The following is a 25,147-nucleotide window of genomic DNA, read 5'->3' as shown; positions in this document are numbered from 1 at the left end:
GACGCTCTCCGCGCGTAATTGAAGGTGCATATGTTCCTCTCGACGGCCTAGGCACAGTCTGCCCGACCGATGCGAGAGTGTTGGCTTCCTGGGGCTTCACGATGGTCTACGGCGTGGCGCCTCGTCCTCGCCCTCAGCTGTTCCAAGACCACGCGTCGTGCCGGGCGCCTCGTAGCACCTCTTCGAAGCGGCCCTCGTAGAGCAGCGTGATGTTGCGGGGTGGATCCTTGTCGGGCAACGCGACGTTCAACCACTGCGCCCACGTCCATCTGCCCGCGGTCCCGGTCTCGAGAACTCGGAGAACGTATTGCAGCCCGTCGACGATCTTCCCGCCCTGAAGCTGGAACGCCGGGAACAGGTCCACGCCGTCGTCGGTGGTCAGCATGAGGAGGCGGAGATCGTTCCCCGCGACCATGACCTTGGCCTCCGTCCACCCAAGTGTGCGGGCCATGCTCGCCACTGAGTAACAGGGGCCGACGATCTTCGCCCAGGGGCTCACGTCGGTCATGGCTGATCCTCGGGACGGCGGGTGTGCCGGCGCACGACGTCGTCGATGAGCTCGTCGAGGGTGCGGCGACCTTCGATGTAGTCCCAGGCGTCCTGGATCGCATCACGTGTCGGAGCAAGGCCGTCGAGGCGGCAGGAGTGGAACGCTTCGAGGACTCCGTCCAGCCGCTCCTCCCGCGTTCGGACGTGGTCGTCGTTACCCATCGGGGAACGCCGCCTCTCTCATCTGCTGTACCGTCGGGACCTCCAGGCGCAGTGTCCTCAGACCGAGGAACGCGAGGCTGCCCTGCATCGTGTCCCGGCCGAAGCTCGCTACACGGCGCCCGTCCTTGGTCGCCCCGCCGCCGGCTACATGCATGTGGCCATGCATCAGCAGCTCTGGTCGGACTGCGTCCCAGACCTGGGCGACCCGCTCACGCGACTGCGCGGACTCCGCGAGCGTCTCGTCAGGGAAACCCATCGGGTTCGTCCGCAGGACCTCTCGCACGGCGCGGACGGGCGTACGAGCAGGAGACTCGTGCGTCAACATCAGGTCAGCAGGACCGCCGGCGATGGCCGCGGCAACGCTTTCATCGCTGACCCTCTCGTCCGGCCACCAGCCAGCGCCTGCGGTTCGCCAGAGCCGGTCGACAGAGGCGGCACCGCCGAGTGACACAACCGACCGTCTACCAATGCTCAGTCTGGCGGGCCGCGGAAGCAGCCAGGTGATCTCCGAGACTCGGACCGCTGAACCAGGCCGCTCGTCGAGGAGCGGCGTGACGTCGGACCACGGCTCGTGGTTGCCGAGCGTGACGTAGATGCGGTCGATGTTCGTGTCGGCGAGGGCCTCGTCGACGAGATCGGGATCCATCCACCAGTCACCGAGCTGGAGGATCGTCGTCACGTCGGGAGCCAACGCCGGCAGCACGCGGGAGAGCGTTCTCACCCAGCCGATGTTGCCGTGCCAGTCACCACACACTGCGACGCGCTGATCGGGCAGGTCGATGGTCGCGGCGTGTTCGAGCGCCCTCATCGGGACCTCTCGGCCTGGCGTGCGCGGGACTGTTTACGGAAGGTAGGCCCCACGCGCAGACTTTTCTCGACGCCCGGAACCCAGCTGATCCAGCCACGCCGCCTCCACTGAATCGCCACATGGAGACGAAACGCATGGTGGATCGAGGCCCGCGTGGGGTAGGTGAGTCCGGCAGGCCACTCCGGGTGAAGCGGCTCATGAGTAAAGAGTTCGGCGAACAGTTCGGAGAACGTGGGTCCTCGCCCCGTCCGGCGACGAGTTCGCGCGATGAAGATGGCTGCGGACAAGCCCATTTCGTCGGCTCGCTCCTCATCGGTGAGCGCCCTGAACGCCGCGATCCAAGCGTCGGGAGCCTCGACCTCTGCGGCACTCCACCAGATCGGTCGGGAATCAGTCACTGCTACTCAACAATCGGGGTCGACCTGAACGGGACCTACGCATCGAGGCGACCCGGAGCCGATGCGCAGCGGCACACGTGCAGGTCGAGACGCGAGGTTGCGCCGGTCGATGGAGTGAATGTTTCGTGAGGCTGTGGAAATTATGCCACATAGAAAAGGCCATTGCGCAGTGCCTTTCTCGGGAGGCTTTGACGGTGGCGAGAACGAAGTCGGGTGCTATCGACGGATGGCGTGACTTTGCGACTCAGCTTGGTCTACAGATCTACCGCCTTCGAACGGAACGGGGTCTGTCGCAGGAAACGGTTGCGTACCGGGCGGGACTCACGCGCTTCACCTACCAGCGGTACGAGAGGGGCGAAGTGCAGAGCGGCGCCCCCGCCAACCCGAGTCTTCGGACCCTGGTCGCGCTCTCGCAGGTGTTCGAAGTTCCACTTCTCGAGTTGATCCCCGCCGACATCCCGGATGTTACCGCGCGCTAGAAACGCCCGCACGCACGCGGAGGCTCCAGCGGACGCCGGCGTGTCGATGACGAGTCGTCTGTGGCTCAGTGGGCCTGCGGTCCCGAGGTGTTCTGACCGCCAGTGAATACGAAGAGCAATCAGCGGGGTGGAGCATCCGCCGGTGTCGCTCTCGACCGGAGTCAGTGGATGGATGGGGCTCCAGATTGACTCGATTCTGCGGGAAGTGGTCCGCCCGGTTTTCGTCGTGGTGCCTCAACTAGGCGAGTCGGACGGACGAAGGGCGCTGATTGACGGGAGGCGGGATTTTACCAGCCGCGCGGTCATTGGACATGTGCAACGGAGAGTTGGACATGTCCAACTTGTCCCAGATCAGGAGGTAAAAATTTCCTGTTAGGGTGGCACCTCGTGGACACTTCCCGAACTGACGAGGTTCCCACCGGGACCTTCCAAGCGCGACTTGCGGTACTTCCGAATGGAGCTGAGCGGTGGGTCATTGCGTCCGCGGACAATCGACTTCACCCAGACGGTTCGTTGTGGCTGCGCTCATTGGTTGACGCAGGAAAATCTCCGCTCACGGCGAAGCACTACGGGATGCGAGTCGCGAAGTACCTGAACTGGGCGGGGTTGACGGTCGACTGGCACTCGGTGACCCTGCCCGAGCTGCGGATGTGGATGCGCACAGTTGCAGCGTCCCCGAAACGGTCACCCAAGACGGTGGCCTTGTACATGGGCGCTGTCTATTCGTTCTATAGGTGGGCGGATGCTGGAGGACTCCTGAAAACGGACATCGTCTCGAAGATGACTGAGACGCGCTACTTCTCCCCCGGTAGCGCTGGAGGCGGCGAGTACGGCAGGACCAAGGAGGTTCTCGTTTCCGAACTGCGGCCGCTCGGCCCGAACGCGGACGAAGATTTTGAGTGGATCGAGGACGCCGCCGCGAGACAGCGGCTTGTTGCAGCGGAACTCAACCCCAGGGACAGGTTCATGGTCGACTTGCTGTACTTCCTCGGAATCCGAGCGGGCGAAGCCTTGTCCCTGTTCAAGGAAGACCTGCACTTCGGTGGCGGTAGCACCAAGCTCCGATGCAAACTGATCGACCCCCACCTTCATGTTCGGATGGGGAACCCCACCGAGAATGGCGCGCGTGCTAAAGGGGCGGAACGCACTCTGTTTGTGCCACCTCGACTCATCGACCGGTACGTGGACTACGTCATCGAGAAGGACGCTCTGCTCGGTGAACGGGACGCGAGCCGACACGTCCTAGTCAATTTATATACGAGCGACCGTTATCAAGGGCGCGCGATGTCCGCCTCGGGCATGCGAGGTGTGATAGCAAGACTGAGTACGCAGATCGACTACCCCCTCAGCGGTCCTCATGTCTTAAGGCATACCTTCGCTACTCGGCTCGCGCGCGGATACGAATGCGACGTGCAACCCGCCGACGTGATTCAGGAGCTACTCGGCCACCGCGACGAGAGGTCTACTCAGCTCTATACTCACGGTCTAGAAGCGGCGAAGAAGGCGGCGCTGGAATCGCTTCAGCCGCGAGCGTTCGAGTTGTTGGGGTTCGACGAGTGATGTCTCTCTCAGGGGAACACGCTGCTCTCGCTGAAGCCGACGACGACGGTCAGCGCTGGATCACATTCCTTGACGACAGCATCCGTTTGGACTGGCGACCGGGCGAATTCGATGCTGAGAACCTGATATACACGCCGGACCCCAGTCACCCGTTCACCGTCATAAACTTCTGTCGGAAGGCGGCATGCGGGGTGCGCGTGGACAGGGGAACACTCTGTCCGAGCTGTAGGAAGGCATGGACGGCCACCGCTTCGAAGAGCGGTCTCACCATGGATGAGTGGCTCCGCGTGGATCGAAGGCGTCCCGAGAAAGGCACAGGGTGCGCCGTTCCGGGGTGTCAGCGAGACTTTTCACGCAACGGCCTCTGCGCCTCTCACGACTCTGCCGCAAGCGCCTGGCGGAGGAAGTCTGGAGGAACGCCAGATCCTGAGGTTTGGATCGCCGCGGCGTCGCCACGTGCGTTCCCGGCGCGGCCGGCGTGCATCGCGAGGCAATGTCGTCAGCAAGTGGCCAACGGGCAAGGGCTCTGCAACACCCACAAAGTTCGGTACAGCAGCTGGCGTAAGAGACAACGCTCGGATGCAGACATCTCGGTCGAAAGATGGGCGCGGGTTGAGCTCGAGATACCTGTTGGGAACATACCGTTGCGTTCGTATGCGGAATCGGGCGCAACCCCTTTCATTCTTCTCCGCGAACCCATCCGGTCGGAGTTCCTCTTCGCTGTTCAGCAACGAGACTTGGAAGAGCGTGCGGCGCTCGATTCCACGCCACTACGCCAGATCTACCTACACCTCCGGAAGAGTGAGATAGAAACCGCAGTGGGGCTTGAGGCGCTGAACATCGCTTCTACCAATAGCAACATGAGAGGTATCGCTCGCGACCTTCAAGCTCGGATTGATAAGGCCCATCGCTCCTGGTCTGGTCATGACCCTAGAGATCCGAACGTGGTCTATCTCGACGACATGAACCTCCTACCCAGCTCTCGCATCTACGGACGCAGGGCAAAGATCGATTTCAGTGGCATCCAGTCAACGTGGATTTCCGAGGCCTTCGCGTTGTGGTTGCGGGATGCCCCGCGCTCCCCAACAGACGCCAGAAAGTTCGCACAGGCGTGGACGATAGCGGACGAAGTGTTACGCGCCAGAGGAACTCGCCCGGAGTTTCTGAGCATGGCAGACATGGACGCGGTCGTCCGCGCGTTCTGGGCGAAGTGGAGCGTCGCGAAACCCCAGCGCACCGCCTTGTCCGGTTTGCGACAAGTCATGGAGTTCGCTCGAGCGAACGCGGACAAGTTGCCGACATGGGGAACCGTGCCAGGGGCATTCGCCCTGAACGCGACCCGTCACCGCGTCAATGCGAAGACACCGGAGCCTTCATCGGACGAACCGTTCCGATTCGTACCTCACCCGGTGGTCGACTGGGTGATGGATCACCTTGATCTACTGGTTCTCGGAAGCCAGTATCGCACGGCCGAGGCGAGGGTGATGGTTTACCTTCAAGAGCGGTGCGGAAGAAGGACCAATGAAACCACGCGCCTGGAGGACGACTGCATCAGTTACGACAATGCTGGTTCGCCTTATCTGGAATGGACAAGCGTCAAGAAGCCATGGAAGCGCGGCAAGCGGCTGCCGATCCACCAAGCAACCCATGATGCGATTCGGGCGTGGCAGGACTTCAAGCGCAGACATGGAGTCGAATCTAAGTGGCTATTCCCGGCGAGTGGTCGAAATGGGGCGCTTCGGCATCACTCGGATACCTTCCTTGCGGATCGCTTCCGAGAGCTCATGTCGGCGGTTCAGGCGCAAGCGCCGTTCACCTCCGCGGTTGAAGGCGCTGAAGGGAACCTGATTCACTACGACATCAGCACCATCGACCCGTATGCGTTTCGTCACGCCTTCGCGCAGCGACTCGCTGACGCTACAGATGAAAACGGTCGCTCAACCACGGCGCCAGACGTCCTCCGTGACCTGATGGGGCACGCCGACTTCACCACCACGATGCGTTACTACACGGTATCGGTGAAGCGGCGGAAGCAGGCGATGGAATCCATTGCTCCGAGGCGTCTTGACTTCCGCGGCGACGTTGTCGTCGTCGACCGCGAGCGAGACGGCTTCAGAAAGCTGGCGGTGTCCCTCGGAAGTTGCAGCGAACCAATGAATGTTCTCTCAGGTGGCGAGGAGTGTCCAGTGAACCATGCGTGCGAGTCATGCCCGTTCTTCCTGGTAGACCCGCTCGAACGAGACGGGATGTCGAGCAAGCGTAGGCGCCTGAAGGTCTCATTAGAACGATTCCAGATCATCGCCCCCGAGAGTCACATGACGCAGCACCTCCGCGAACGAATCAACGATTGTTCCCGGATCATCGACGGCATCGACCAGTACGTTGAATCCCTCCCGCCTGGGGAGCAAGACGCCATCACGACCGCATTGAACAGGATGAAGGAGGCCCGGGAGCGCGCAGCAACGCCCCGAGTAATCGATATCCGCAAACTGCTCGCAGAATGATGGGCGGCACTCAGGACCCTTTCGCGGACTTTCGTGACGCCCGGTCTATAGCCAAGCGGCGGGCAGTGATGAATGCGCTGGAGATCGTGCGGAATGGTCGCGAATCAGCGACCATCAGCGGGGTTGCACGAGCCGCCGATGTGTCGCGCCAGTTCTTCTACGACGAAGACAACCGAGATGTTTACGACGTTGTCGTCACGGAATTGGCGAAGATCAAAGCGGCCGCGAGCCGTCCGCGAGACGATTCAGTCTCCCATCGTGACCGAGATTCGGAACGTGGGGCGCTCATCAATAGCGTGGCTCGGTACAAGTCAGAGAACGCTCGGCTTCGGGCAGCCATCAGAGACCTAGAAACCAAGCGCGATAAGCGACATGATCTCGGACACCAGCTTCTGGCTCTGGACGTTCCCAGCGATCTGGAGCGTGCCGCCGCCTACTCGACCATAGACAGGTTGCAAGCGGAGAACATCGCTCACGCGAGAGAGCTTCAGGATGCGAAGTTGCTCGTTGCGCAGCTCAGCGAGGATCTCTCGATAGTCCGTCAAGCGCTGGAGGAACAGTTGACGGGCCGTGGTGTCGGATCCCGGGGGATACGCGCAATAACTGACAACACCTGACATTCTTCTGCGAGCTTTTCGCGGTAGTTCCCGGGGCGGGGTGCAGATAATCCTCGGATCGCGCCTGCATGTGGCGATCGCCGACGTCGTCCGCGGGTCGTGGGCCGTCAACATCCGCAAGTTCCTTCCGCGCTATCGGACGCTTGAGGCGTTGACGGCGCAGGGCGCGATGCCGGCCGCGGTCGCCGAGCTGCTGCGCGCGGCGATGCGGGACGGGCGCAGCGTGATCGTCTCGGGTGCCACGCATGCCGGCAAGACCACTCTGCTCGGCGCGATGCTGTCGGCGTGCGCCGACCGGCAGCGCATCATCACGGTGGAGGAGACGTTCGAGCTCGCACTCGAGGGGAACGACGTCGTCGCGCTGCAGGGGCGTCAGGCGAGCCTCGAGGGCACGGGGGAGATCAGCCTGCGTCGCCTGGTGAAGGAGGCTCTGCGCATGCGTCCGGACCGGCTCATCGTCGGGGAGGTCCGCGATGCGGAGGCGCTCGATCTGGTGCTCGCGCTCAACACCGGCGTGCCCGGCGCAGGCACGGTGCACGCGAACTCCGCTCGCGAAGCGCTCGAGAAGCTGACGCTCCTGCCCCTGCTCGCCGGGCGGAACATCGATCGGTCGTTCATCGTGAGCGCGCTCGCCGCATCGGTGGGACTCGTCGTCCACTGCGCGCGTGACGGGCAGGGGGCGCGACGCGTGCAGGAGGTGATCGCCCCGACCGGTGAGATCGCCGAGGGGCGGATCGTGACGCGGGTCGTGTATTCGGCGGCGCCATCGGCCCGGGTGGGCTCTCCGGCGGAGCCTTCCGGCGTGCTGCATCACGGGGTGTCCTCGTGAGAGTGCTCCTCGGCGCGCTGCTCGCCGCGGGCATGCTGCTGTGTTTGTCGCCGTGGATGTGGCCGCTCGGGGAGGGGACGGCGACGGTCGAGCGCCGCGGTCCCTTGACGCGGCTCCGTGAGGAGGCCGGATGGTCGTCTCTCAGTTCTCGGGCGCTCTCGAGCGCGATCGTCGCCGCCGCGATCGTGGCGGCCTCCGTCGTCTGGCTACTGACCGGCATCCTGGTCCTCGCTGCGCTCGCCGCTGTGGCCGGGGGAGCGGCGCCGATCGTGATGCTGCGTGCGCGGCGCACCCGTCTTCGCCGGATGCGCCGCCAGCTCTGGCCGGATGTCTGTGATCTGCTGGTCGCCTCCATCCGGGTCGGGCTGTCGCTTCCCGACGCAGTGGCCGGTCTCGGTGATTCCGCGCCCGTCGTCCTGCGTCCCGCATTCGCCGTCTTCGCGCGGGATCTGCGGGCGACGGGGCGCTTCGAGGCCAGCCTCGACCGGCTCAAATCGAGCCTCGCGGATCCGATCGGAGACCGGATCCTGGAGACGCTCCGCATGGCGCGCCAGGTCGGAGGCACCGAGCTCACCACGGTCCTGCGCGCCCTGTCGGCGTCGGTGCGGACCGACGCCGCGCTGCGCGGCGAGGTCGAAGCCCGCCAGTCCTGGATCCGAGGGGCCGCGGTGCTGGGGGCCGTCGCTCCGTGGGTGATCCTCGGGCTCCTGGTGATGCGGCCGGAGGGGGCGGCGGCTTACGGAACGCCGGAGGGAGTGGTCGTCATCTGCGTCGGTGCCGCGGTCTCGGTCGTGGCGTTCCGCATCATGATCCGGATCGGACGGCTGACGGAGCCGCGGCGGTGGTTCGCATGAACGTGCTCTCCGTCGCCGCGAACGCCGTCCTGATCGGTGGCCTCTTCGCGGGCGGCATGCTGGCCATGCTGGCCGCTCTCCCGTCCTGGCGGGCGGCGTCCCTGCCGACGCGGATCGCGCCCTACGTGCGCGATGTCGTCTCGGATGACCGCCTTCCGCAGGAGGTTCTGCCGACCGTCGGTGTGCTGCCGGCAGGTGGCGGCACTCCGTGGCGGTGGGCGATCGCCGCGTTCGAGCGCGCGGTCGGCGGCGGGGATGTGCTGGGCCGGCGGCTGGCCCAGGCGGGCACATCGATGGTGCCGACCACTTTTCGTGCGCGCCAGCTCGGGTGGATGCTGGTGGGCATCGCTGCGGGTGCCATCACGGTGATCGCGCTCGTGCTGTCGGGCCAGATGACGCCTCCGGTCGTTCTGCTGCCCGTTCTCGCCGGCGCTACGGGCGGCATCGTGTACGACCTGCAGCTCACGGCGCGAGTCGCCGCCCGGCGCGCGCGCCTCACGGAGGAACTGCCGACGATGCTCGAGTTCCTGGCGCTGTGCTTGTCGGCAGGCGAAGGACTCCTCGACTCGCTGCGGAGGGTCACCACGGTGGGGTCGGGCGAACTGGTCGGGGAGCTGCGGCAGGTCGTGCTCGCGGCCGGGACAGGGTCGCCTCTGGCCGATGCTCTGGGGGAGATGTCGACACGTCTGCAGCTCGCCGGTCTGACTCGAGCGGTCGATCAGGTGGTGGCAGCGCTGGAGCGGGGAGCTCCCCTCGCGAGCGTGCTGCAAGCACAGGCGGGAGACGCTCGCGAAGACGCGAAGCGCACGTTGATCGAGCAGGCCGGTCGCAAGGAGATCCTCATGCTCCTGCCGCTCGTCTTCCTGATCCTGCCGCTGTCGGTCCTGTTCGCGATCTATCCGGGACTCTTCATCCTGCGACTCGGCATCGCCTGAGCGCACCACGAAAGGAACACCATGACAACTCTTCGCGCAGGAAAGACGGAAGTCGCGGCGCACGTGCGCGCCTTCGCCGAGGACGACACCGGCGACGTTCCCGGCTGGGTGCTCGTGACCCTGATGACGGCGGGCCTCGTGGTGCTCATCTGGGCGGTCGCGGGTCCGGCGCTGTCGGCGCTGTTCGAGCAGGCGATCCAGCGCGTCTCCGGGCTCTGATGCCCGCGGAGCACGGCACCGCGCGGCGACGCAGGTTCGCGGACGACGGCGGCTCGAGCCCGGTCGAATTCCTGCTCGTCGGGACACTGCTGACGATCCTCACTCTCGCCGTGCTGCAGCTCGCCTTCGCGGTGTACGTCCGCAATGTCGTCCACGATGCCGCGGTGGAGGGGGCATACCACGCGGCACTCGGCGACACGACCCTGCAGGAGGGGGCGGAGCGGACACGAGACGTGATCACGCGAGCGATCGGCGCGGGCTACGCCGAGGAGATCACGGTCGCGGAATCAGAGCGCCTCGGTCACCCGACGATCGGGGTCCGGGTGCGCACGACCTTCCCCGTGATCGGCCTCCTCGGGGTGCCGTCTGCCTGGGAGGTGGAAGCGCATGCACCGGAGGAGAGCCTGGGTGAGGGATGACGTCGGCTCGGCCGCCCTCGAATTCATCACGGTCGGGGTGATCCTGCTGGTGCCGCTGGTGTACCTCGTCATCGTGCTGGGGGCGATCCAGGAGCAGGCGTTCGGTGTGGAGGCCGCGGCCCGCCACACCGCACGGGCGATCGCGACGGCGCCTGATACCGAGGCGGCAGGCGGGCGCAGCGATGCCGTGCTGGGGAGCATCATCGACGAGTACCGCTTGGAGTCGGCCGACGTGCGGGTCTCGATCGAGTGCACCCCCGTCGGCACGGGCTGCCCGGCTGCCGGCGCCACGGTGATCGTGACGGTGGCGACACGCGTACGGCTGCCGTTCGTCCCCGCGATCTTCGGGCTCGACGACGCGCTGGCAGTACCGGTCGAGGCGTCGGCCGCGCAGAAGGTGTCACGGATGTGGGGCGGATGATCATGCCCGCGCCCCGATCTCATGATGACGAGGGGAGCGTCCTGCTGCTCACCCTCGGCTATGCGCTCCTCGCCGTCGCCGTGCTGTTCGTCTGCGTGTGCGCCACCGATCTCCTCCTGGCGCAGAAGCGTCTCGACGCGCTCGCCGACGCGGCGGCGCTCGCCGGAGCGGACGGCTTCACCCTGATCGTCGTGGGGGAGGAGGTGCGCGCCGAGCTCACCGACGAGGGGGTGCAAGAGCAGGCCCAGGCGCTCGTGGCGGCGCTGCCGAACGATGCACAGCTCGTCTCCGCCGACACTCCCGACGGCGTCTCCGCACGCGCGACGGTGATCAGTACGTGGACGCCTCCGCTGCTATCGCCCTTCGTCGCCGAGGGTGTGCGGCTGGAGGCCACGGCGACCAGTCGCACCGCGTTGCGATGAGCAGCCGCCAGCACCCTCCGCCGCGCCTGACCCTCAGACCGTCGCCGACAGCCTCTCGATCAGGTTCCGCAGCCGCGGCGCGAGCTGGGCGGGAACCTCGGCGGGGAGGGCATCCACCGGCCACCAGCGCACGTCGTCCGACTCGTGGCTGACGGTGAGGGCGAGTGCCGGGTCGGCGATCACGGCGATCGCGATGTCGAGGTGCGACGCGCAGCCGCCGAAGCGTGCGGACAGCGCGTGATGGTCGAGGTCGTAGGCCACCGGCGGGTGCGGGGCGGCGACGTCGATGCCCGTCTCCTCCCGCAGCTCGCGCAGCGCGGCCTCGACGATCGACGCGTCTCCGTGCTCCAGATGGCCTCCCGGCTGCACCCAGAACCGGCCCTTGCCGTGGAACACCAGCAGCGTGCGGGTGAGCGTCTCGTCGAAGACCACGCACGACGCCGTGGCGTGATGCGGTCCCGACTCCCGCCACACCGGACCGCTGTCATCCGGGAAGAACGCCGCGAAATCGGCCTGCGCCTCCCGGTCGCGCTCGGAGCGCGGCTCCAGGTCGGCGACGATGGCATGCACCTCCGCCGCGAGCATCCGGCTCATCCCTCGCTCCCCGCCGGCTTCACCCGAGGCACGAAGCGGGGGATCCACCGCAGGAACCCGAGGGCTCCGACGACGCCGACGACACCCATCACACCTGCCGCGATCGGCAGCGACGCCACCGCGATGATGCCCGAGATCGCCAGCGGGGCGATCGCACCGCCGGCATCCGTCAGCGTGCGCCACGAGCCGAGGAACGCGGCAGGGTCGCGCCTGGGTGCCACATCCGCGCCGAGCGTCAGCAGGATGCCGCTCGAGAGTCCGTTGCCGACCCCGAGCACCGCGGCGAACATGCCGAACCACAGCACGGCCGAGTCGAGGTCGTGGGTCACGGAGAGGGCGAAGAATCCGGCGCCCATCAGCACCATCGCGGGCATCGCCGCCCACAGCCGCCCGAAGCGGTCCATCACCTGTCCGCTCGCATAGAACAGCGCGAAGTCGATCGCGCCCGAGACGCCGACGACCAGGGCGATCGTGGAGGCATCGAGTCCGAGCGACAGACCCCACAGCGGGAGCACCACCTGACGGGCGGCGCGCATCGCCGACAGCGACGCGGCCGCGAGACCGAGCCGGCCCAGCACCGACCGCTGTCGCCACATGGTGCGGAAGACGCCGATGCGTTCGATCGTGGGGATCGCGCCGCTCACGACCTCGCCCGAGTCCTCGATGAACGAGCGCGTCGACGGACGCGTGATCGGCGGATTCTTCTTCTCGGGGTCCGGCCCCAGCAGCACGAGCAGCACCATCACGATGAGGCACCCGAGGAAGAACCAGATCGCCGCCGACTCCGAGCCGAACAGTCGCAGGAGCCCCGCCGCCACGAACGGACCGACGAAGATGCCGAGGCGGAAGCTGCCGCCCAGCAGCGACAGCGCCCGGGCGCGCACCACCAGGGGCACCCGCGTCGTCATGAACGCGTGCCGGGCGAGACCGAACGCCGCCGCGCAGAACCCGAGCAGGAAGACGGATGCCGCGAGCACTCCCATCGACGGCGCGAGCAGCATGCCCACCGCGGCCGCGACCGAGATCGTTCCGGCGATGACCATCGTGAAGCGTTCGCCGATGCGCGCGACCGCCCACCCCGCGGGCAGATTGCCGCACAGCTGACCCACCACGAGGGCGGAGGCCACGAGTGCGGCGCCCGCCACATCCGCGCCCATGCGCGAAGCGATCACGGGGATCAGCGGGATCACCGCTCCCTCGCCGAGGGCGAAGAGGACCGTGGGGAGATACACCATCGGCCCGAACTGTCTCAGAACCGTCGACGCACCACTCACGTGTCGAGGCTACTCCCGACCCGGGCGGGCCCGGACGCACCGCGGGCCGGCGCGGAGCACGCGCTCAGGAAGCTCAGGCACGAAGCCGTCCGGCAGGATAGGCTCGGATATCATGCTCGAACTCGATCTTTCCGCCGAAATTCAGGCGCTCAGGCAAACCTTCGGCGACATCAGCGAGGTCGTCGATGTCTCCCATCTGCGCGACGAGATCGCGCGACTCAGCGAAGAGGCCGGTGCCCCCGACCTCTGGGACGACACCGAGCGCGCGCAGAAGGTGACCAGCGCCCTCAGCCACCGCCAGTCCGAGCTCGCCCGCATCACCGGCATCGCCTCGCGGCTCGACGACCTCGAGGTGCTGATCGGTCTCGCCAACGAGATGGGCGACGAGGAGTCCGCACAGGAGGCTCGCACCGAGCTCACCACGCTGACCGACCTCATCAACCAGCTCGAGGTGCAGACCCTCCTCGACGGCGAGTACGACGACCGCAGCGCGATCATCACCATCCGCTCCGGCGCCGGCGGCGACGACGCGACCGACTTCGCCGAGATGCTCATGCGCATGTACCTGCGGTGGGCCGAGCGCCACAAGTACCCCGTGAAGGTCATGGACATGTCGTACGCGGAGGGCGCCGGCATCAAGTCCGCGACCTTCGAGATCGACGCGCCCTACGCCTTCGGCACGGTCTCGGTCGAGGCCGGCACGCACCGTCTGGCCCGCATCAGCCCGTTCGGCTCGGCCGACAAGCGCCAGACGTCGTTCGCCGCCGTCGAGGTCATCCCCCTCATGGAGGAGGCCACCGAGGTCGAGATCCCCGAGAACGACATCCGCGTCGACGTGTTCCGCTCGTCCGGCCCGGGTGGGCAGTCGGTCAACACGACCGACTCCGCCGTGCGCCTCACGCACCTTCCGACCGGCATCGTCGTGTCGATGCAGAACGAGAAGTCGCAGATCCAGAACCGCGCCGCCGCCATGCGCGTGCTGCAGACCCGACTGCTGCTGCTCCAGAAGGAGCAGGAAGCCGCCAAGAAGAAGGAGCTCGCGGGCAACATCACCGCCAGCTGGGGCGACCAGATGCGCTCCTACTTCCTCTACGGCCAGCAGCTCGTCAAGGATCTGCGCACCGGCCAGGAATCGGGCAACCCCGCCGCGGTGTTCGACGGCGACCTCGACGACTTCATCTCGGCGGGCATCCGCTGGCGCAAGCGCAAGATCGAGGACTGACCCTCCACGCACGACGAAGGCCCCGGGAGCTCGCAGCTCCCGGGGCCTTCGTCATCGCCTGTCGGTGGTCAGGGGACCAGGCAGACCGGGATCGCGTCGGTGAACTGCTCGGTGAAGGCGGTCACGACCTCGGGGTCGGTGAAGGTGCCGTCGCTCTCGGCGATCGCCCGCAGGGTCTCGTCGTCGACCGGCGACGCGACGAACTCATCGGCGAAGCACACGATCTGCTCGTCGGTGTAGCCCTCGGCGCCCGTGGCCTCGATGAGCGTGGCGATGCCGACGGCGACCTCTTCCGACGTCGGGCGTCCGCCCGCGCTGGTGCCGTCATCCGTGCCCTCGGAGTCCTCCGGAGCGGGCGAGGCCGAGTATGTGCTCGACGGGCTGCTGACCTCGTCGTTGACGTTCTGCACGAAGCTGACCAGGTAGATGAACGACATGACGATGCCGATGATCGTGCCGACCACGGCGAGGATGAGGCCCGCGATGCCCGGCCACTTCTTGCCCTTCAGGAAAAGCGAGATGAGCGAGACGATGAAGCCTGCCGCGAGCAGCACGAAGCCGACGATCATGATGAGCGGGATGAACGCGAGGATCGTACCGAGCACCGACAGTCCGAGACCGACCAGGCCGAGCACGGAGAGCTTCTTCGGGCCCTCGGGCGTGCTGCCGGGGTAGGGCGCGGCGGCCGGGTAGCCGCCGTCGTATCCGGCGCTCGGCTGGCCGGGTGCGGCGCCCGGGTAGGACGGCGCAGCCGGAGGCGCGTACGCAGGAGCGCCGTACGCGGGAGCGTCGTACGCAGCAGCGGCGGGCGCCTCGTACGAGGGCGTCGCGGGCGGCGCGGAGGCCGCGAGGTCGTTGTCGAGGGGTGTGGTCGCCGCAGTCTCGCCGGCGGTCTCGGACGGAGTCGCCTCCGCGGGCGTCCACTCCGCCGACGCGGATGCGGCGTGCGCCTCGGGCGCGCCGTCGGTGCTCTCCGGAGTGATCACCGTCTCGTGCGACGGGCGCACGACGGTGTCGTCGAGAGAGCTCTCGTGCGTCGGGTAGTCGGCGTCGGAGGCCGCTGCGGACTCGGACTCGGTCGCCGGAGCGGATGCCGCTTCGGACTCGGCCGGGGCCTCCGTCTCCGGTGCGAAGTGCTCGGTCCACTGCTGGCCGTCCCACCAGCGCTGACGGCCGGATCCGTCGTCGTACCAGCCTGCAGGTGTCGTCATGGCTCCCCCTCGAAGTCGTTGCCCGCGCAGACAGCGCGACGGCTCCTCCATGTATAGCAGTGACGGGTGACGTCGATCCGGTCGGAGCCGGGGGAGGAGTCCCCATGGATGGCAGCACCGAGACGTACCGCGCGGGGTGTCGCTCGCGACCAGGGGAGAGGGCGCGCTTAGGCTCGAACCGCCATGATTCGGTTCGAGAACGTCACGAAACGCTACCGCGGGACGTCGAAGCCCGCCCTCTCCGGTGTCGACTTCGAAGTGCAGCGCGGGGAGTTCCTCTTCCTCGTCGGCGCCTCGGGCTCCGGCAAGTCGTCCTGCCTGCGGCTCATCCTGCGCGAGGACGTCCCCACGTCGGGCAGGGTCGCCGTCCTCGGACGCGACCTGCGCTCGCTCGCGAACCGCAAGGTGCCCTACTTCCGGCGGCACATCGGCTCGGTCTTCCAGGACTTCCGCCTGCTGCCGTCGAAGACCGTGTACCAGAACGTCGCCTTCACCCTGCAGGTCACCGGTTCCTCGCGCGGCTTCATCCAGCAGGCCGTGCCGGAGGCGCTCGCCCTGGTCGGACTCGACGGCAAGCAGAAGCGGATGCCGCACGAGCTGTCGGGCGGTGAGCAGCAGCGCGTCGCCATCGCCCGTGCTCTCGTGAATCGCCCCCAGGTGCTGCTCGCCGACGAGCCGACGGGAAACCTCGACCCGGCGACCTCGGTCGACATCATGCAACTGCTGGCCCGCATCAACGCGGGCGGCACCACGGTCCTGATGGCCACCCACGAGGCCGGCTTCGTCGACCAGATGCAGCGACGCGTGATCGAGCTGCGTGACGGCGAGATGGTACGCGACGAGGTGCACGGCGGGTACGGCGACACCTCGAACATCCCGCGTCTGGTGCCGGCCGAGGTGCGCGGTGCCGCGGCCGCGGCCGCTCTCACGGCTGTGCAGGAGGTCCAGCGCCAGACGGCCGATCTGTCGGTGGTGCGGGCCGCGCTCACCGACGAACTGATCGCTGCGCAGCGCCGCTCCGCCACAGCGCCCGCCGCTGTCACCGGCACCGCCGCTGCTGCTGGGGCGATCGCGCCTCTCGCCGGCGACGCGCACGACTCGTCCGCCGATGAGCCCGCGCCGGGTGTCGAGCCGCACGAGGAGGTCATCGCCCCGGAGCCGGTCGCTCCGGCACAGGCCCCCGCCGCGCAGGCTCCTGCCGATCAGCCCACCGCCGTCGGTCCTCGGACCCATCCGATCGTGTTGCCCGAAGTCGACGTCGCCGAACTCGGTGTCGCCGACCGCCTCGGTCTGTCGGATGCCGATGACCAGGAAGTGGGCCCGACCTCATGAGAATCGGTCTGATCCTCACCGAGGCCCTCGTCGGCCTTCGTCGCAACATCTCGATGGTCATCTCCGTCGTGCTCGTCACGTTCGTCTCCCTCACCTTCGTCGGAGCCGCGATCCTCATGCAGAGCCAGATCGGGGTGATGCGCGGCTACTGGGCCGAGCGCGCCCAGGTCGCGGTCTACATGTGCTCGGCGGTCTCGCAGTCCGACACCTGTGTCGACGGCGCCGCCAGCGAGGAGCAGGTGAACGCGGTCCGCGACCAGCTCGAGGGCGACGCCCTGGCGCCGCTCATCAGCTCCATGACCTTCGACACGCGGGAGGACACCTACGCGAAGCTCGTCGAGCAGCTCGGCGAGGATCAGGCGAGCGTGCTGACGCCGGATCAGGCCTTCGAGGTGTTCTTCGTGACCATGAAGGATCCGGGCCAGTCGAACGTGCTCTCCGAGGCGTTCAGCGGACAGGCCGGTGTCGAGCAGGTGCAGGACCAGCTGCAATACCTCGAACCGCTGTTCTCGGCGCTCACGGTCGCGACCTACATCGCGGTCGGTATCGCGGTGCTGATGCTGATCGCGGCGACGCTGCTGATCGCCACGACCATCCGATTGTCGGCGTATGCGAGACGCAAGGAGATCGGCATCATGAGGCTGGTGGGTGCCTCGAACCGGTTCATCCAGACACCGTTCGTGCTGGAGGGCGTCTTCGCGGCGTTCCTCGGCTCGGCGCTCGCCAGCGCCGCGGTGCTCGCCGGCGTGCACTTCGGCGTCAACGGGTATCTCCGGGGACGGGTGCCGTTCATCACCACCTGGGTGTCGATGCAGGATGCCTCGCTGGTCGTGCCCGTGCTGATCGGCATCGGTGTGATCCTCGCCGCGCTCTCGGCCGGGTTCGCGATCCGCCGCTGGCTGCGCACCTGACCCGGGACATTTGGCTCCGGACGTCCGTCGGAGGGTAGACTGAAAGGCTGCTCAGCCGCATCCGGGTCGCTGAGCTCGTCGAATCACAGGAGTGCATCATGCCCAGGGAACGCGGGGAGAAGGTCATCGCGACCAATCGTCGCGCACGTCACGACTACAACATCGAGAAGTCGTACGAGGCGGGGATGGTGCTCACCGGCACCGAGGTCAAGTCATTGCGCCAGGGGCGCGCCAATCTCAGCGACGGCTACGCCTTCGTGAAGGGCAACGAGGTCTTCCTCGACTCCGTGCACATCCCGGAGTACTCGCAGGGCCACTGGACCAACCATTCCGCCAAGCGCATCCGCAAGCTTCTGCTGCACCGTGCCGAGATCGACAAGCTCGCCCACGCGGTGTCGGCCGGCGGCTACACCCTGATCCCGCTCAAGCTCTACTTCGCCGACGGCAAGGCCAAGGTCGAGATCGCGCTGGCCAAGGGCAAGCGCGAGTTCGACAAGAGGCAGACCCTCCGCGAGCGGCAGGACACCCGCGAGGCCGATCGGGCCATGCGCCTGCGCAACCGCGTCGGGGAGTGACCCCGCACCTCCCGCACGGTCAGCACCGCCCCGACTCCTCGGGCTGCGGCTCGAACCCGAACACCCGCCCGAGGAACGCGAGCTCGCGCTCGAGCGCATCGACGATCGTCTCCGCACGGCGGAACCCATGACCCTCGCCCGGGTAGAGCACGTACTCGTGGTCGATCCCGCGCGCCGCGAGCGCGTCGCGGATCGCCTCGGACTGCGCGGGCGGCACCACCCGGTCCTCGGCACCCTGCAGGAGGAGGACGGGCACGTCGATGCGGTCCGCGTGCGTGAGCGGTGAGCGCTCGATGTACAGCGCCTCGGCGTCGGGGAGCGGACCCACGAGCCCGGCGATGTAGTGCCGTTCGAAGTCGGGCGAGTGGGCGTCCAGCATCCGCAGATCGGTCACGCCGTACTTGCTGATCCCGGCCGCGAACACCCCGCCGCGGACCAGTGCCGACAGCACGGTCCATCCTCCGGCCGAACTGCCGCGGATCGCGATGCGGGCGGGGTCGGCGAGTCCGGCGTCGGCGAGGCCGCGAGCCGCGGCGATCACGTCATCCACGTCGACCACGCCCCACTGTCCGTCGAGGCGCTCACGGTAGGCGCGGCCGTACCCCGTCGACCCGCCGTAGTTCACGTCGAGCACGCCGATACCGCGGCTGGTGTAGAACGCGATCGCGGTGGATGCGGCTCCGGTGACGTGCGCGGTCGGACCCCCGTGGACGAAGACGAGGTACGGAGGGAGCTCGTTGCCGGGGGCCGCGGATGCCGGGTTGGCCGGGGGATGAACGAACGCCTGCACGGAGCCGTGGATCCCGTCCACGACGAGGGGCTGCGCGCTCGGCATCCAGCGCGGATCGACGGGGGCGCCGCCGGTGATGGTCGTGACCTCGCCCGAGTCCACGTCAACCCGCCACACGCCCGGCGCCACTCGCGACCCGTTGCCGCTGAGCAGCACCGCCGAACCGCGGGCGTCGTCCACGCTCACATGCCCGTCGCCGGGGACGTCGAGTGGCCGCCACGATCCGTCTGCGGCGATCACGTCGACACGATCGCGTCCGTGGGTGCGCACCGCGACGATCCGCCCGTCGTCGAGCGGCTGATACCAGCGGTTGCCGAGCACCCAGAGGCCGTAGCCGCTGTCGGCGTCGACCGGGGAGATCGGGACGGGGGGAGCCGGGGCGGCGATGCCGTCCAGCTCGGCCCGGTGCAGCGTCCAGCGGCCGTCGAGGTCGTCGGTGAACAGCAGCCGGTGCTCGTCCTGCCACTCCGGCTGCAGTGCGGTGCGGGTGTCGAGCGCCGCGCGGTCTCCCGTGTCGATCGCGGCGACCTGCAGCTGCGCGCTCTGCCACGGCATCTCCCGTCCGCTCCACTCGACCCAGGCCAGGCGGGTCCCGTCGGGCGAGAGCGCCGGGTGCGCGAAGAAGCCCGGGCCGTGAGCGTGCACGCGCAGCGCCGCGACGTCGTCCGCCGCCGAGCCGTCGGTGGGGATCTCGACGATGCCGCGCTCATGGGGGTCGCTCGTGAGGTCTTCCCGCACCGCGAAGAGGCGTCCGCCCTCGACCCGGAGTCCACCGTGCGCCGGGCCCGCAGGCGTCAAGGGCATCGGGGTGCCGTGAGGGGCGAGCCGGTACACGCGTTGATCTCCGGCCTCGACGAAGTAGAGCACGCCGTCGGCATCCGCGGTCCACGCGCCGCCGCCGTACTCGTGCACGCGCGAGCGTGCGCTCCACGGCGCCGGAAGCACCTCGGAGCCGGTGGAGCTGCGCACCGCCACGCGTCCGCCCTCGGCGGGCACCGACTCGCCCCACCAGATCTCCTCGCCGACGAAACGCGATCCGTCGATGCGCGGAGAGGAGGAGGCGACCGAGGCGGCGGAGAACGGAGAGGGCCAGGACCCGAAGGGCGACGTCATGCCTCGAGCCTAAGCGCACGCTCTGTGACACACGGCGTCACAGAGCGTGCGTGCACGAGTCGCCGTGTTCTACATTCTTAGCAACGCCCGGGACCCGCTCCCGGCATGGAGCGACAGCCGAGCCCGGCACCCGCCCGCGAATGATGCTCACCCTTGTGTCGTGCGCGGCCCCGGCCCGATTCTGTCCCCCTGGAGAAGAGATGTCTTCCGAGACTGTGACCTCCGGCACCCCCCGCGTGCCGTTCTCCTTCGAGCTCTACCCGCCCCGTTCGGAGTCGAGCGAGGAGGCCCTGCACGAGACCGTGCGTCGCCTCGCCGCGGCCGGCCCGGACTTCCTGTCGGTCACGTACGGTGCCGGCGGATCCACGGGCGGCCGCTCTCTCGACGTGCTCCGTTTCATCCGCGAGCACACCGATGTCGAACCGCTCGCGCACCTCACCTGCGTCGGCAACACCTACACCGGTGCCGCGGCGCTGATCCGGGAGTTCCTGGATGCCGGCATCCTCAGCTTCCTCGCGCTGCGCGGAGACCCGCCCGCCGGGCAGACCGAGGCGTATCTGGGTGATCTGGAGAGCGCCGCTCAGCTCGTGCAGCTGATCGGCCGGGTGCAGGCGGAGCGCGCGCCCTACGAGGAGTCGCCGATTCCCGGGCTTCCGGGGGCCGCCGCCGTCGCCCCCCGCCGCAAGGTCAGCATCGCCGTCGCCGCCTTCCCCAAGGGGCATCCGCGTGCCACGCACCGCCTGCAGGATGTCGAGGCGCTGCTCGCGAAGCAGGCCGCCGGGGCGACGTTCGCGATCACCCAGCTGTTCTTCCACCCCGACGACTATCTCGCCTTCGTCGAGCGGGCCCGATCGGCCGGCGTCACGATCCCGATCCTGCCCGGCATCATGCCGATCACCTCGCCCGCCCGGCTCGCTCGGGTGCTCGAGCTCACCGGGGAGGACCTCCCGAGCGAGCTCTCGATCGCCCTCGAGGTCGAGCCGACCCCCGAGGGGCGCCGTGAGATCGGCGTCGAATGGGCCGCCCGCCTGACCCGCGCCGTCGTCGACGGCGGAGCGCCCGGAGTGCACCTGTACGCCTTCAACCAGCACGAGACCGTGCTCACCGTCCTCGCAGAAGCCGGCATCCTCCCGGCCCTGCGCCACTGAACCCCGCCGAAAGGAAAGACCATGACCGCATTCCCCGAAGGAACCATCCTCGGTTACCCGCGCATCGGACGCCGCCGCGAGCTGAAGAAGGCCGTCGAGGCGTTCTGGGCCGGCCGCATCGACGAGCAGGAGCTGGAGGCGACCGCCTCCGAGCTCCGCGCCGTGACGCGCGATCGCCTCGCCGCTCTCGGCCTGGGCCGCGACGACTCCGCGATCCCCGAAGCGTTCTCCTTCTACGACCAGGTGCTCGACACCGCGGTCACGGTCGGAGCCATCCCGAGCCGGTTCCAGGATCTCCGCGGCGCGGACGGCTCTCTCGGACTGCCGGCGTACTTCACCATCGCGCGGGGCGAGGGTGAGCGCGCACCGCTCGAGATGACCAAGTGGTTCGACTCCAACTACCACTACCTGGTGCCGGAGATCGGGCCCGAGACCGAGTTCTCGCTGTCGAGCGATCGGCGCGTCCGTGAGGTCGCCGAGGCCGTGGCTGCCGGTTTCACCACCCGTCCCGTGCTCGTCGGTCCTGTGACCTTCCTGGCGCTGGCCAAGGCATCGGATGATGCGCCCGCCGGCTTCGACCCGCTGTCGCGTCTCGACGACCTCCTGCCCGTCTACGTCGAGCTGCTGGCTCGGCTGAAGGCGGCCGGGGCCGAGTGGGTGCAGCTGGACGAGCCTGCCCTGGTGAGCGAGTCGCTCCCGGCGTCCGTGAGAGAGCTGGCCGCCGCCGCCGCCCGCACTCTGGGCGTACTGGGAGGTGCGACCGATCGCCCCGCGATCCTGGTCGCGGCTCCGTACGCGTCGCTGGACGAGACCTTCGCGGTGCTGGCCGCCGCGCCGATCGAGGCCATCGCGGTCGACCTGGTGCGCGGGGGCGTGCCCGCTGCCGCGGAGGGTCTGGCCGACAAGACGCTCGTGGGTGGTGTGATCGACGGCCACAACATCTGGCGGGGTGACCTCGCGGCCGCGGCCGACACCCTGGAGTCGCTGCGCGCCCTCGGTGCGGCAGCCGTCGCCGCCTCGACCTCGACCTCGCTGCTCCACGTGCCGCACGACGTCGCCGACGAGACGAAGCTCGACGCGCGCCTCGTGTCCTGGCTGGCCTTCGCCGACCAGAAGGTCGCGCAGGTCGTCACCCTGGCCCGGGGCCTGTCGCAGGGGCGCGCCGCGATCGACGAGGAGCTCGCGGCGGCATCCGCAGCACTCGCCGACCGACTCGCCGCGCCGGGCGTGCGCGACGGCGCGGTGCGTCAGCGCGCGCTCAGCGACGCGGACTTCTCCCGCGTCTCCTACGCGGAGCGCGAGACGGCCCAGGAGGCGCTCGGGCTCCCGGCGCTCCCGCTGACCACGATCGGCTCGTTCCCTCAGACGAGCGACATCCGTCGGGCCCGCGCGCGCTTCACGCGGGGTGAGATCCCCGCCGAGGACTACGACGAGTTCCTCCGCCGCGAGGTCTCCAGCGTCGTCTCGCTCCAGGAGGAGCTGGGGCTGGACGTGCTCGTGCACGGCGAGCCCGAGCGCAACGACATGGTGCAGTACTTCGCCGAGAACCTCGACGGCTTCGCCGTGACCGAGAACGGCTGGGTGCAGTCGTACGGATCCCGCGCCACCCGCCCGTCGATCCTCTGGGGCGACGTCTCGCGTCCGGCTCCGATCACGGTCGACTGGTCCACCTACGCGCAGTCGCTCACGGTCAAGCACATGAAGGGCATGCTCACCGGCCCGGTGACGATCCTCGCCTGGTCGTTCGTGCGCGATGACCAGCCTCTGGGGGAGACCGCGAACCAGGTCGCCCTCGCCCTCCGCGACGAGATCAGCGACCTCGAGGCCGCGGGCATCGCGATCATCCAGGTCGATGAGCCCGCGCTGCGCGAGCTGCTCCCGCTGAAGAAGGCGGATCAGGAGGCCTACCTCGACTGGTCGGTCGGCTCGTTCCGTCTCTCCACGGGAGGTGCCGCGGCGGGAACGCAGGTGCACACGCATCTCTGTTACTCCGAGTTCGGGGTCGTGATCGACGCGATCCGTGCTCTGGATGCCGACGTGACCTCGATCGAGGCCGCGCGCAGCCGCATGGAGGTCGTGGCCGACATCGCCGAGGTCGGCTTCGACCACGGCATCGGCCCGGGCGTCTACGACATCCACTCGCCGCGCGTGCCGGGCGTCGACGAGATCGAGGCGCTGCTGCGCCGTGCGGTCGACGAGATCCCCACGCGTCAGATCTGGGTCAACCCGGACTGCGGGCTGAAGACCCGCGGGTACGACGAGACCACCGCGTCGCTGCGCAACATCGTGGAGGCGACGCGCCGCGTGCGCGAGGACATCAGCGTCTCGGCCTGATCCGTCCCCCGCGACGACGAACCGCCCTCCCCGGACATCGGGGAGGGCGGTTCGTCATTCCGGGTGGAGTCAGACCGAGCGCAGCACCGCGACGACCTTGCCGAGCACCGTGGCCTCATCGCCGAGGATCGGCTCGAAGGCGGAGTTGCGGGGGAGCAGCCAGGTGTGGCCGTCGCGACGTCGGAACGTCTTCACCGTCGCCTCGTCGTCGAGCATCGCCGCGACGATCTCGCCGTTCTCCGCGCTGTTCTGGGACCGCACGACCACCCAGTCGCCGTCGCAGATCGCCGCGTCGATCATCGACTCACCCGAGACCTTGAGCATGAACAGGTCGCCCTTGCCGACGAGCTGTCGCGGCAGCGGGAAGATCTCCTCGACCTGCTGATCCGCCGTGATGGGCACCCCGGCCGCGATCCGCCCGACCAGGGGCACCATCGCGGCGTCGCCGACGGGGGTCGCGACGTCGGCGGGGTTCTCTCCGCTGGTACCCGGCAGGTCGATGAGCACCTCCATCGCCCGGGTCTTCCCGGGGTCGCGGCGCAGATAGCCGCTCAGCTCGAGCTGGCCGAGCTGATGCGTGACGCTCGAGAGCGACTTGAGCCCCACGGCGTCGCCGATCTCCCGCATGCTCGGCGGGTACCCGTGCTGCGCGATCGAGGTCTGGATGACCTCGAGGATCGCGAGCTGCTTGGGGCTCAGGTTCTTGCGACGACGAGTACGAGGGGCCTCGGATTCGAGGGCGGAGTTCTCGCTCATGGTGCTCCTTCGGTGCACGTCCCCGACGTCGCTCTTCGAATGTCGGTGGCCCGTGGTGGGGTGTTGCTATCGAAACCGTATCCGAGAAACCGGGCGATCTGGAAGATCTGTTCGAGCGTGTCGCCCGATTCGCGGATCAGGTTTCGAAGAACGCTTGACAGATGTTCGAAATCGAAGATACCTTCGGAACGTAGCTTCGCATCCAGCACTCCCGGCCGAGTGATGAATGCGAACGCTACGCCAACTTCCACCGGCACCAGCGGCGGGTGGCTGATCCCTCGGACACGGGGGACGACGCAGAGGAGCACGACATGAGCACCATCGCCTTCAGTACCGCAGCAGTCATCCCGGCACGCCCGGCGACACGGCTCCGGCTGACGGTGCGCGGTCGTCGCGTGCTGCTCGCCCTCGCCGCGGTCCCGCTGGCGGCCGGCATCGCCTTCGCCGCGATCGGTGGCGGCAGTGCGATCGCCTCCGGCGACGATCTCGGCGCCGCCACGGCGAGCTTCAGCACGGTCACGGTGCTGCCGGGTGACACCCTGTGGTCGATCGCGAGCGCGATCGCCCCCGCGTCCGACCCGCGCGAGGTGATCGGGGAGATCACGCGGCTCAACATGCTTCAGACCGGTGAGATCCAGATCGGCCAGGAGCTCGCGATCCCCGCCCAGTATAAGAGCTGAGCGCCGGGCGTCTTTCTTCCATGGAGCGTCA

At 68.0% G+C, this 25,147-nt stretch carries 26 protein-coding genes; 18 read left to right on the top strand and 8 right to left on the bottom strand.

The annotated features are described in order from the left end of the window. Positions 1–133: 133 nt before the first annotated feature. Genes ACWA14_RS10270 through ACWA14_RS10260 form a run of 3 tightly spaced genes read right to left on the bottom strand, consistent with a single transcriptional unit; the run spans position 134 to position 1,519 of the window. Positions 134–508, bottom strand: a complete 375-nt coding sequence (locus ACWA14_RS10270) for a hypothetical protein (RefSeq protein WP_463793051.1) — start codon at positions 506–508, stop codon at positions 134–136. Continuing rightward, a complete protein-coding gene (locus ACWA14_RS10265) occupies positions 505–711 on the bottom strand; it encodes an antitoxin VbhA family protein (protein WP_463793050.1) in 207 nt (68 codons plus the stop codon). The genes ACWA14_RS10270 and ACWA14_RS10265 overlap by 4 nt, the downstream gene beginning before the upstream one ends. Beyond that, on the bottom strand, positions 704–1,519 hold the full coding sequence (locus ACWA14_RS10260; protein WP_463793049.1) for a metallophosphoesterase family protein: 816 nt from the start codon (positions 1,517–1,519) through the stop codon (positions 704–706). Before ACWA14_RS10260 ends, ACWA14_RS10265 begins: the two co-directional genes overlap by 8 nt. 475 nt (positions 1,520–1,994) lie before the next feature. Here ACWA14_RS10260 and ACWA14_RS10255 point away from each other — a divergent pair, with 475 nt between their 5' ends. From ACWA14_RS10255 to ACWA14_RS10205, 11 genes are all read left to right on the top strand, one after another. Continuing rightward, positions 1,995–2,396, top strand: a complete 402-nt coding sequence (locus ACWA14_RS10255; protein WP_463793048.1) for a helix-turn-helix domain-containing protein — start codon at positions 1,995–1,997, stop codon at positions 2,394–2,396. Positions 2,397–2,783: 387 nt separating this feature from the next. Further along, entirely contained in the window at positions 2,784–3,956 is a 1,173-nt protein-coding gene (locus ACWA14_RS10250; protein WP_463793046.1) for a tyrosine-type recombinase/integrase, read from the top strand. Positions 3,957–4,900: 944 nt separating this feature from the next. Next, positions 4,901–6,460, top strand: a complete 1,560-nt coding sequence (locus tag ACWA14_RS10245) for a tyrosine-type recombinase/integrase (RefSeq protein ID WP_463793044.1) — start codon at positions 4,901–4,903, stop codon at positions 6,458–6,460. 65 nt (positions 6,461–6,525) lie between these two features. Next, positions 6,526–7,077, top strand: coding sequence for a hypothetical protein (locus ACWA14_RS10240; protein WP_463793043.1), 552 nt, complete (start codon positions 6,526–6,528; stop codon positions 7,075–7,077). A gap of 70 nt (positions 7,078–7,147) precedes the next feature. Continuing rightward, entirely contained in the window at positions 7,148–7,906 is a 759-nt protein-coding gene (locus ACWA14_RS10235; RefSeq protein ID WP_463793041.1) for a CpaF family protein, read from the top strand. Next, positions 7,903–8,760, top strand: coding sequence for a type II secretion system F family protein (locus ACWA14_RS10230; RefSeq protein WP_463793040.1), 858 nt, complete (start codon positions 7,903–7,905; stop codon positions 8,758–8,760). The genes ACWA14_RS10235 and ACWA14_RS10230 overlap by 4 nt, the downstream gene beginning before the upstream one ends. Then, positions 8,757–9,695, top strand: coding sequence for a type II secretion system F family protein (locus ACWA14_RS10225; RefSeq protein WP_463793038.1), 939 nt, complete (start codon positions 8,757–8,759; stop codon positions 9,693–9,695). The genes ACWA14_RS10230 and ACWA14_RS10225 overlap by 4 nt, the downstream gene beginning before the upstream one ends. Positions 9,696–9,716: 21 nt before the next feature. Then, positions 9,717–9,914, top strand: a complete 198-nt coding sequence (locus tag ACWA14_RS10220) for a hypothetical protein (RefSeq protein ID WP_463793037.1) — start codon at positions 9,717–9,719, stop codon at positions 9,912–9,914. Next, positions 9,914–10,333: a TadE/TadG family type IV pilus assembly protein gene (locus ACWA14_RS10215; protein ID WP_463793036.1), complete on the top strand. Its 420-nt coding sequence runs from the start codon at positions 9,914–9,916 to the stop codon at positions 10,331–10,333. The genes ACWA14_RS10220 and ACWA14_RS10215 overlap by 1 nt, the downstream gene beginning before the upstream one ends. Then, positions 10,323–10,754 (top strand): TadE family protein, encoded by a 432-nt coding sequence (locus ACWA14_RS10210; RefSeq protein WP_463793035.1) that lies wholly within the window; start codon positions 10,323–10,325, stop codon positions 10,752–10,754. Before ACWA14_RS10215 ends, ACWA14_RS10210 begins: the two co-directional genes overlap by 11 nt. Before the next feature lie 2 nt (positions 10,755–10,756). Beyond that, positions 10,757–11,176: a hypothetical protein gene (locus tag ACWA14_RS10205; RefSeq protein ID WP_463793033.1), complete on the top strand. Its 420-nt coding sequence runs from the start codon at positions 10,757–10,759 to the stop codon at positions 11,174–11,176. Between the two features lie 33 nt (positions 11,177–11,209). Here ACWA14_RS10205 and ACWA14_RS10200 read toward each other — a convergent pair whose 3' ends face one another. Together ACWA14_RS10200 and ACWA14_RS10195 are read right to left on the bottom strand one after the other, a co-directional pair. Beyond that, positions 11,210–11,770, bottom strand: coding sequence for an NUDIX hydrolase (locus ACWA14_RS10200; RefSeq protein ID WP_463793031.1), 561 nt, complete (start codon positions 11,768–11,770; stop codon positions 11,210–11,212). Then, complete coding sequence (locus ACWA14_RS10195; protein ID WP_463797423.1) at positions 11,767–13,005, bottom strand: MFS transporter; 1,239 nt, start codon at positions 13,003–13,005, stop codon at positions 11,767–11,769. The genes ACWA14_RS10200 and ACWA14_RS10195 overlap by 4 nt, the downstream gene beginning before the upstream one ends. A 151-nt stretch (positions 13,006–13,156) precedes the next feature. Here ACWA14_RS10195 and prfB point away from each other — a divergent pair, with 151 nt between their 5' ends. After that, on the top strand, positions 13,157–14,266 hold the full coding sequence (gene prfB, locus ACWA14_RS10190) for a peptide chain release factor 2 (protein WP_463793029.1): 1,110 nt from the start codon (positions 13,157–13,159) through the stop codon (positions 14,264–14,266). 68 nt (positions 14,267–14,334) lie between these two features. Here prfB and ACWA14_RS10185 read toward each other — a convergent pair whose 3' ends face one another. Beyond that, positions 14,335–15,477 (bottom strand): DUF2510 domain-containing protein, encoded by a 1,143-nt coding sequence (locus ACWA14_RS10185; RefSeq protein WP_463793028.1) that lies wholly within the window; start codon positions 15,475–15,477, stop codon positions 14,335–14,337. Between the two features lie 183 nt (positions 15,478–15,660). Here ACWA14_RS10185 and ftsE point away from each other — a divergent pair, with 183 nt between their 5' ends. From ftsE to smpB, 3 genes are all read left to right on the top strand, one after another. Further along, a complete protein-coding gene (gene ftsE / locus ACWA14_RS10180) occupies positions 15,661–16,809 on the top strand; it encodes a cell division ATP-binding protein FtsE (RefSeq protein ID WP_463793027.1) in 1,149 nt (382 codons plus the stop codon). Further along, on the top strand, positions 16,806–17,720 hold the full coding sequence (gene ftsX, locus ACWA14_RS10175; RefSeq protein WP_463793025.1) for a permease-like cell division protein FtsX: 915 nt from the start codon (positions 16,806–16,808) through the stop codon (positions 17,718–17,720). Before ftsE ends, ftsX begins: the two co-directional genes overlap by 4 nt. A 98-nt stretch (positions 17,721–17,818) precedes the next feature. Beyond that, positions 17,819–18,295, top strand: a complete 477-nt coding sequence (gene smpB, locus ACWA14_RS10170; RefSeq protein WP_463793024.1) for an SsrA-binding protein SmpB — start codon at positions 17,819–17,821, stop codon at positions 18,293–18,295. Positions 18,296–18,314: 19 nt separating this feature from the next. On the opposite strand, the gene ACWA14_RS10165 is transcribed toward smpB, so the two are convergent. Further along, on the bottom strand, positions 18,315–20,198 hold the full coding sequence (locus ACWA14_RS10165) for a dipeptidyl-peptidase 5 (protein WP_463793022.1): 1,884 nt from the start codon (positions 20,196–20,198) through the stop codon (positions 18,315–18,317). Between the two features lie 200 nt (positions 20,199–20,398). On the opposite strand from ACWA14_RS10165, the gene ACWA14_RS10160 reads away from it, so the two are divergent. Together ACWA14_RS10160 and metE are read left to right on the top strand one after the other, a co-directional pair. Next, positions 20,399–21,346 carry a methylenetetrahydrofolate reductase gene (locus ACWA14_RS10160; RefSeq protein ID WP_463793021.1) on the top strand — a complete coding sequence of 316 codons (948 nt, stop codon included), beginning with the start codon at positions 20,399–20,401 and terminating at the stop codon, positions 21,344–21,346. Positions 21,347–21,367: 21 nt separating this feature from the next. Then, entirely contained in the window at positions 21,368–23,680 is a 2,313-nt protein-coding gene (metE, locus tag ACWA14_RS10155; protein WP_463793020.1) for a 5-methyltetrahydropteroyltriglutamate--homocysteine S-methyltransferase, read from the top strand. 69 nt (positions 23,681–23,749) lie between these two features. Here metE and lexA read toward each other — a convergent pair whose 3' ends face one another. After that, entirely contained in the window at positions 23,750–24,436 is a 687-nt protein-coding gene (gene lexA / locus ACWA14_RS10150) for a transcriptional repressor LexA (protein WP_463793018.1), read from the bottom strand. 311 nt (positions 24,437–24,747) lie between these two features. Between lexA and ACWA14_RS10145 the strand changes: the two genes are divergently transcribed. Further along, a complete protein-coding gene (locus ACWA14_RS10145) occupies positions 24,748–25,116 on the top strand; it encodes a LysM peptidoglycan-binding domain-containing protein (protein WP_463793015.1) in 369 nt (122 codons plus the stop codon). Positions 25,117–25,147 lie beyond the last annotated feature (31 nt).

This window comes from Microbacterium sp. TW_SC_2, assembly GCF_055361165.1.
This window is presented reverse-complemented; position numbering and strand designations above follow the sequence as displayed.

Coding starts and splice junctions, on each gene's coding strand:
- ACWA14_RS10265 (WP_463793050.1), bottom strand. CDS start 711: ATGGGTAACGACGACCACGTCCGAACGCGGGAGGAGCGGCTGGACGGA.
- ftsX (WP_463793025.1), top strand. CDS start 16,806: ATGAGAATCGGTCTGATCCTCACCGAGGCCCTCGTCGGCCTTCGTCGC.
- ACWA14_RS10215 (WP_463793036.1), top strand. CDS start 9,914: ATGCCCGCGGAGCACGGCACCGCGCGGCGACGCAGGTTCGCGGACGAC.
- metE (WP_463793020.1), top strand. CDS start 21,368: ATGACCGCATTCCCCGAAGGAACCATCCTCGGTTACCCGCGCATCGGA.
- ACWA14_RS10270 (WP_463793051.1), bottom strand. CDS start 508: ATGACCGACGTGAGCCCCTGGGCGAAGATCGTCGGCCCCTGTTACTCA.
- ACWA14_RS10260 (WP_463793049.1), bottom strand. CDS start 1,519: ATGAGGGCGCTCGAACACGCCGCGACCATCGACCTGCCCGATCAGCGC.
- ACWA14_RS10225 (WP_463793038.1), top strand. CDS start 8,757: ATGAACGTGCTCTCCGTCGCCGCGAACGCCGTCCTGATCGGTGGCCTC.
- ACWA14_RS10145 (WP_463793015.1), top strand. CDS start 24,748: ATGAGCACCATCGCCTTCAGTACCGCAGCAGTCATCCCGGCACGCCCG.
- lexA (WP_463793018.1), bottom strand. CDS start 24,436: ATGAGCGAGAACTCCGCCCTCGAATCCGAGGCCCCTCGTACTCGTCGT.
- ACWA14_RS10200 (WP_463793031.1), bottom strand. CDS start 11,770: ATGAGCCGGATGCTCGCGGCGGAGGTGCATGCCATCGTCGCCGACCTG.
- ftsE (WP_463793027.1), top strand. CDS start 15,661: ATGATTCGGTTCGAGAACGTCACGAAACGCTACCGCGGGACGTCGAAG.
- ACWA14_RS10185 (WP_463793028.1), bottom strand. CDS start 15,477: ATGACGACACCTGCAGGCTGGTACGACGACGGATCCGGCCGTCAGCGC.
- ACWA14_RS10160 (WP_463793021.1), top strand. CDS start 20,399: ATGTCTTCCGAGACTGTGACCTCCGGCACCCCCCGCGTGCCGTTCTCC.
- prfB (WP_463793029.1), top strand. CDS start 13,157: ATGCTCGAACTCGATCTTTCCGCCGAAATTCAGGCGCTCAGGCAAACC.
- ACWA14_RS10195 (WP_463797423.1), bottom strand. CDS start 13,005: ATGGTGTATCTCCCCACGGTCCTCTTCGCCCTCGGCGAGGGAGCGGTG.
- ACWA14_RS10165 (WP_463793022.1), bottom strand. CDS start 20,198: ATGACGTCGCCCTTCGGGTCCTGGCCCTCTCCGTTCTCCGCCGCCTCG.
- ACWA14_RS10205 (WP_463793033.1), top strand. CDS start 10,757: ATGCCCGCGCCCCGATCTCATGATGACGAGGGGAGCGTCCTGCTGCTC.
- ACWA14_RS10220 (WP_463793037.1), top strand. CDS start 9,717: ATGACAACTCTTCGCGCAGGAAAGACGGAAGTCGCGGCGCACGTGCGC.
- smpB (WP_463793024.1), top strand. CDS start 17,819: ATGCCCAGGGAACGCGGGGAGAAGGTCATCGCGACCAATCGTCGCGCA.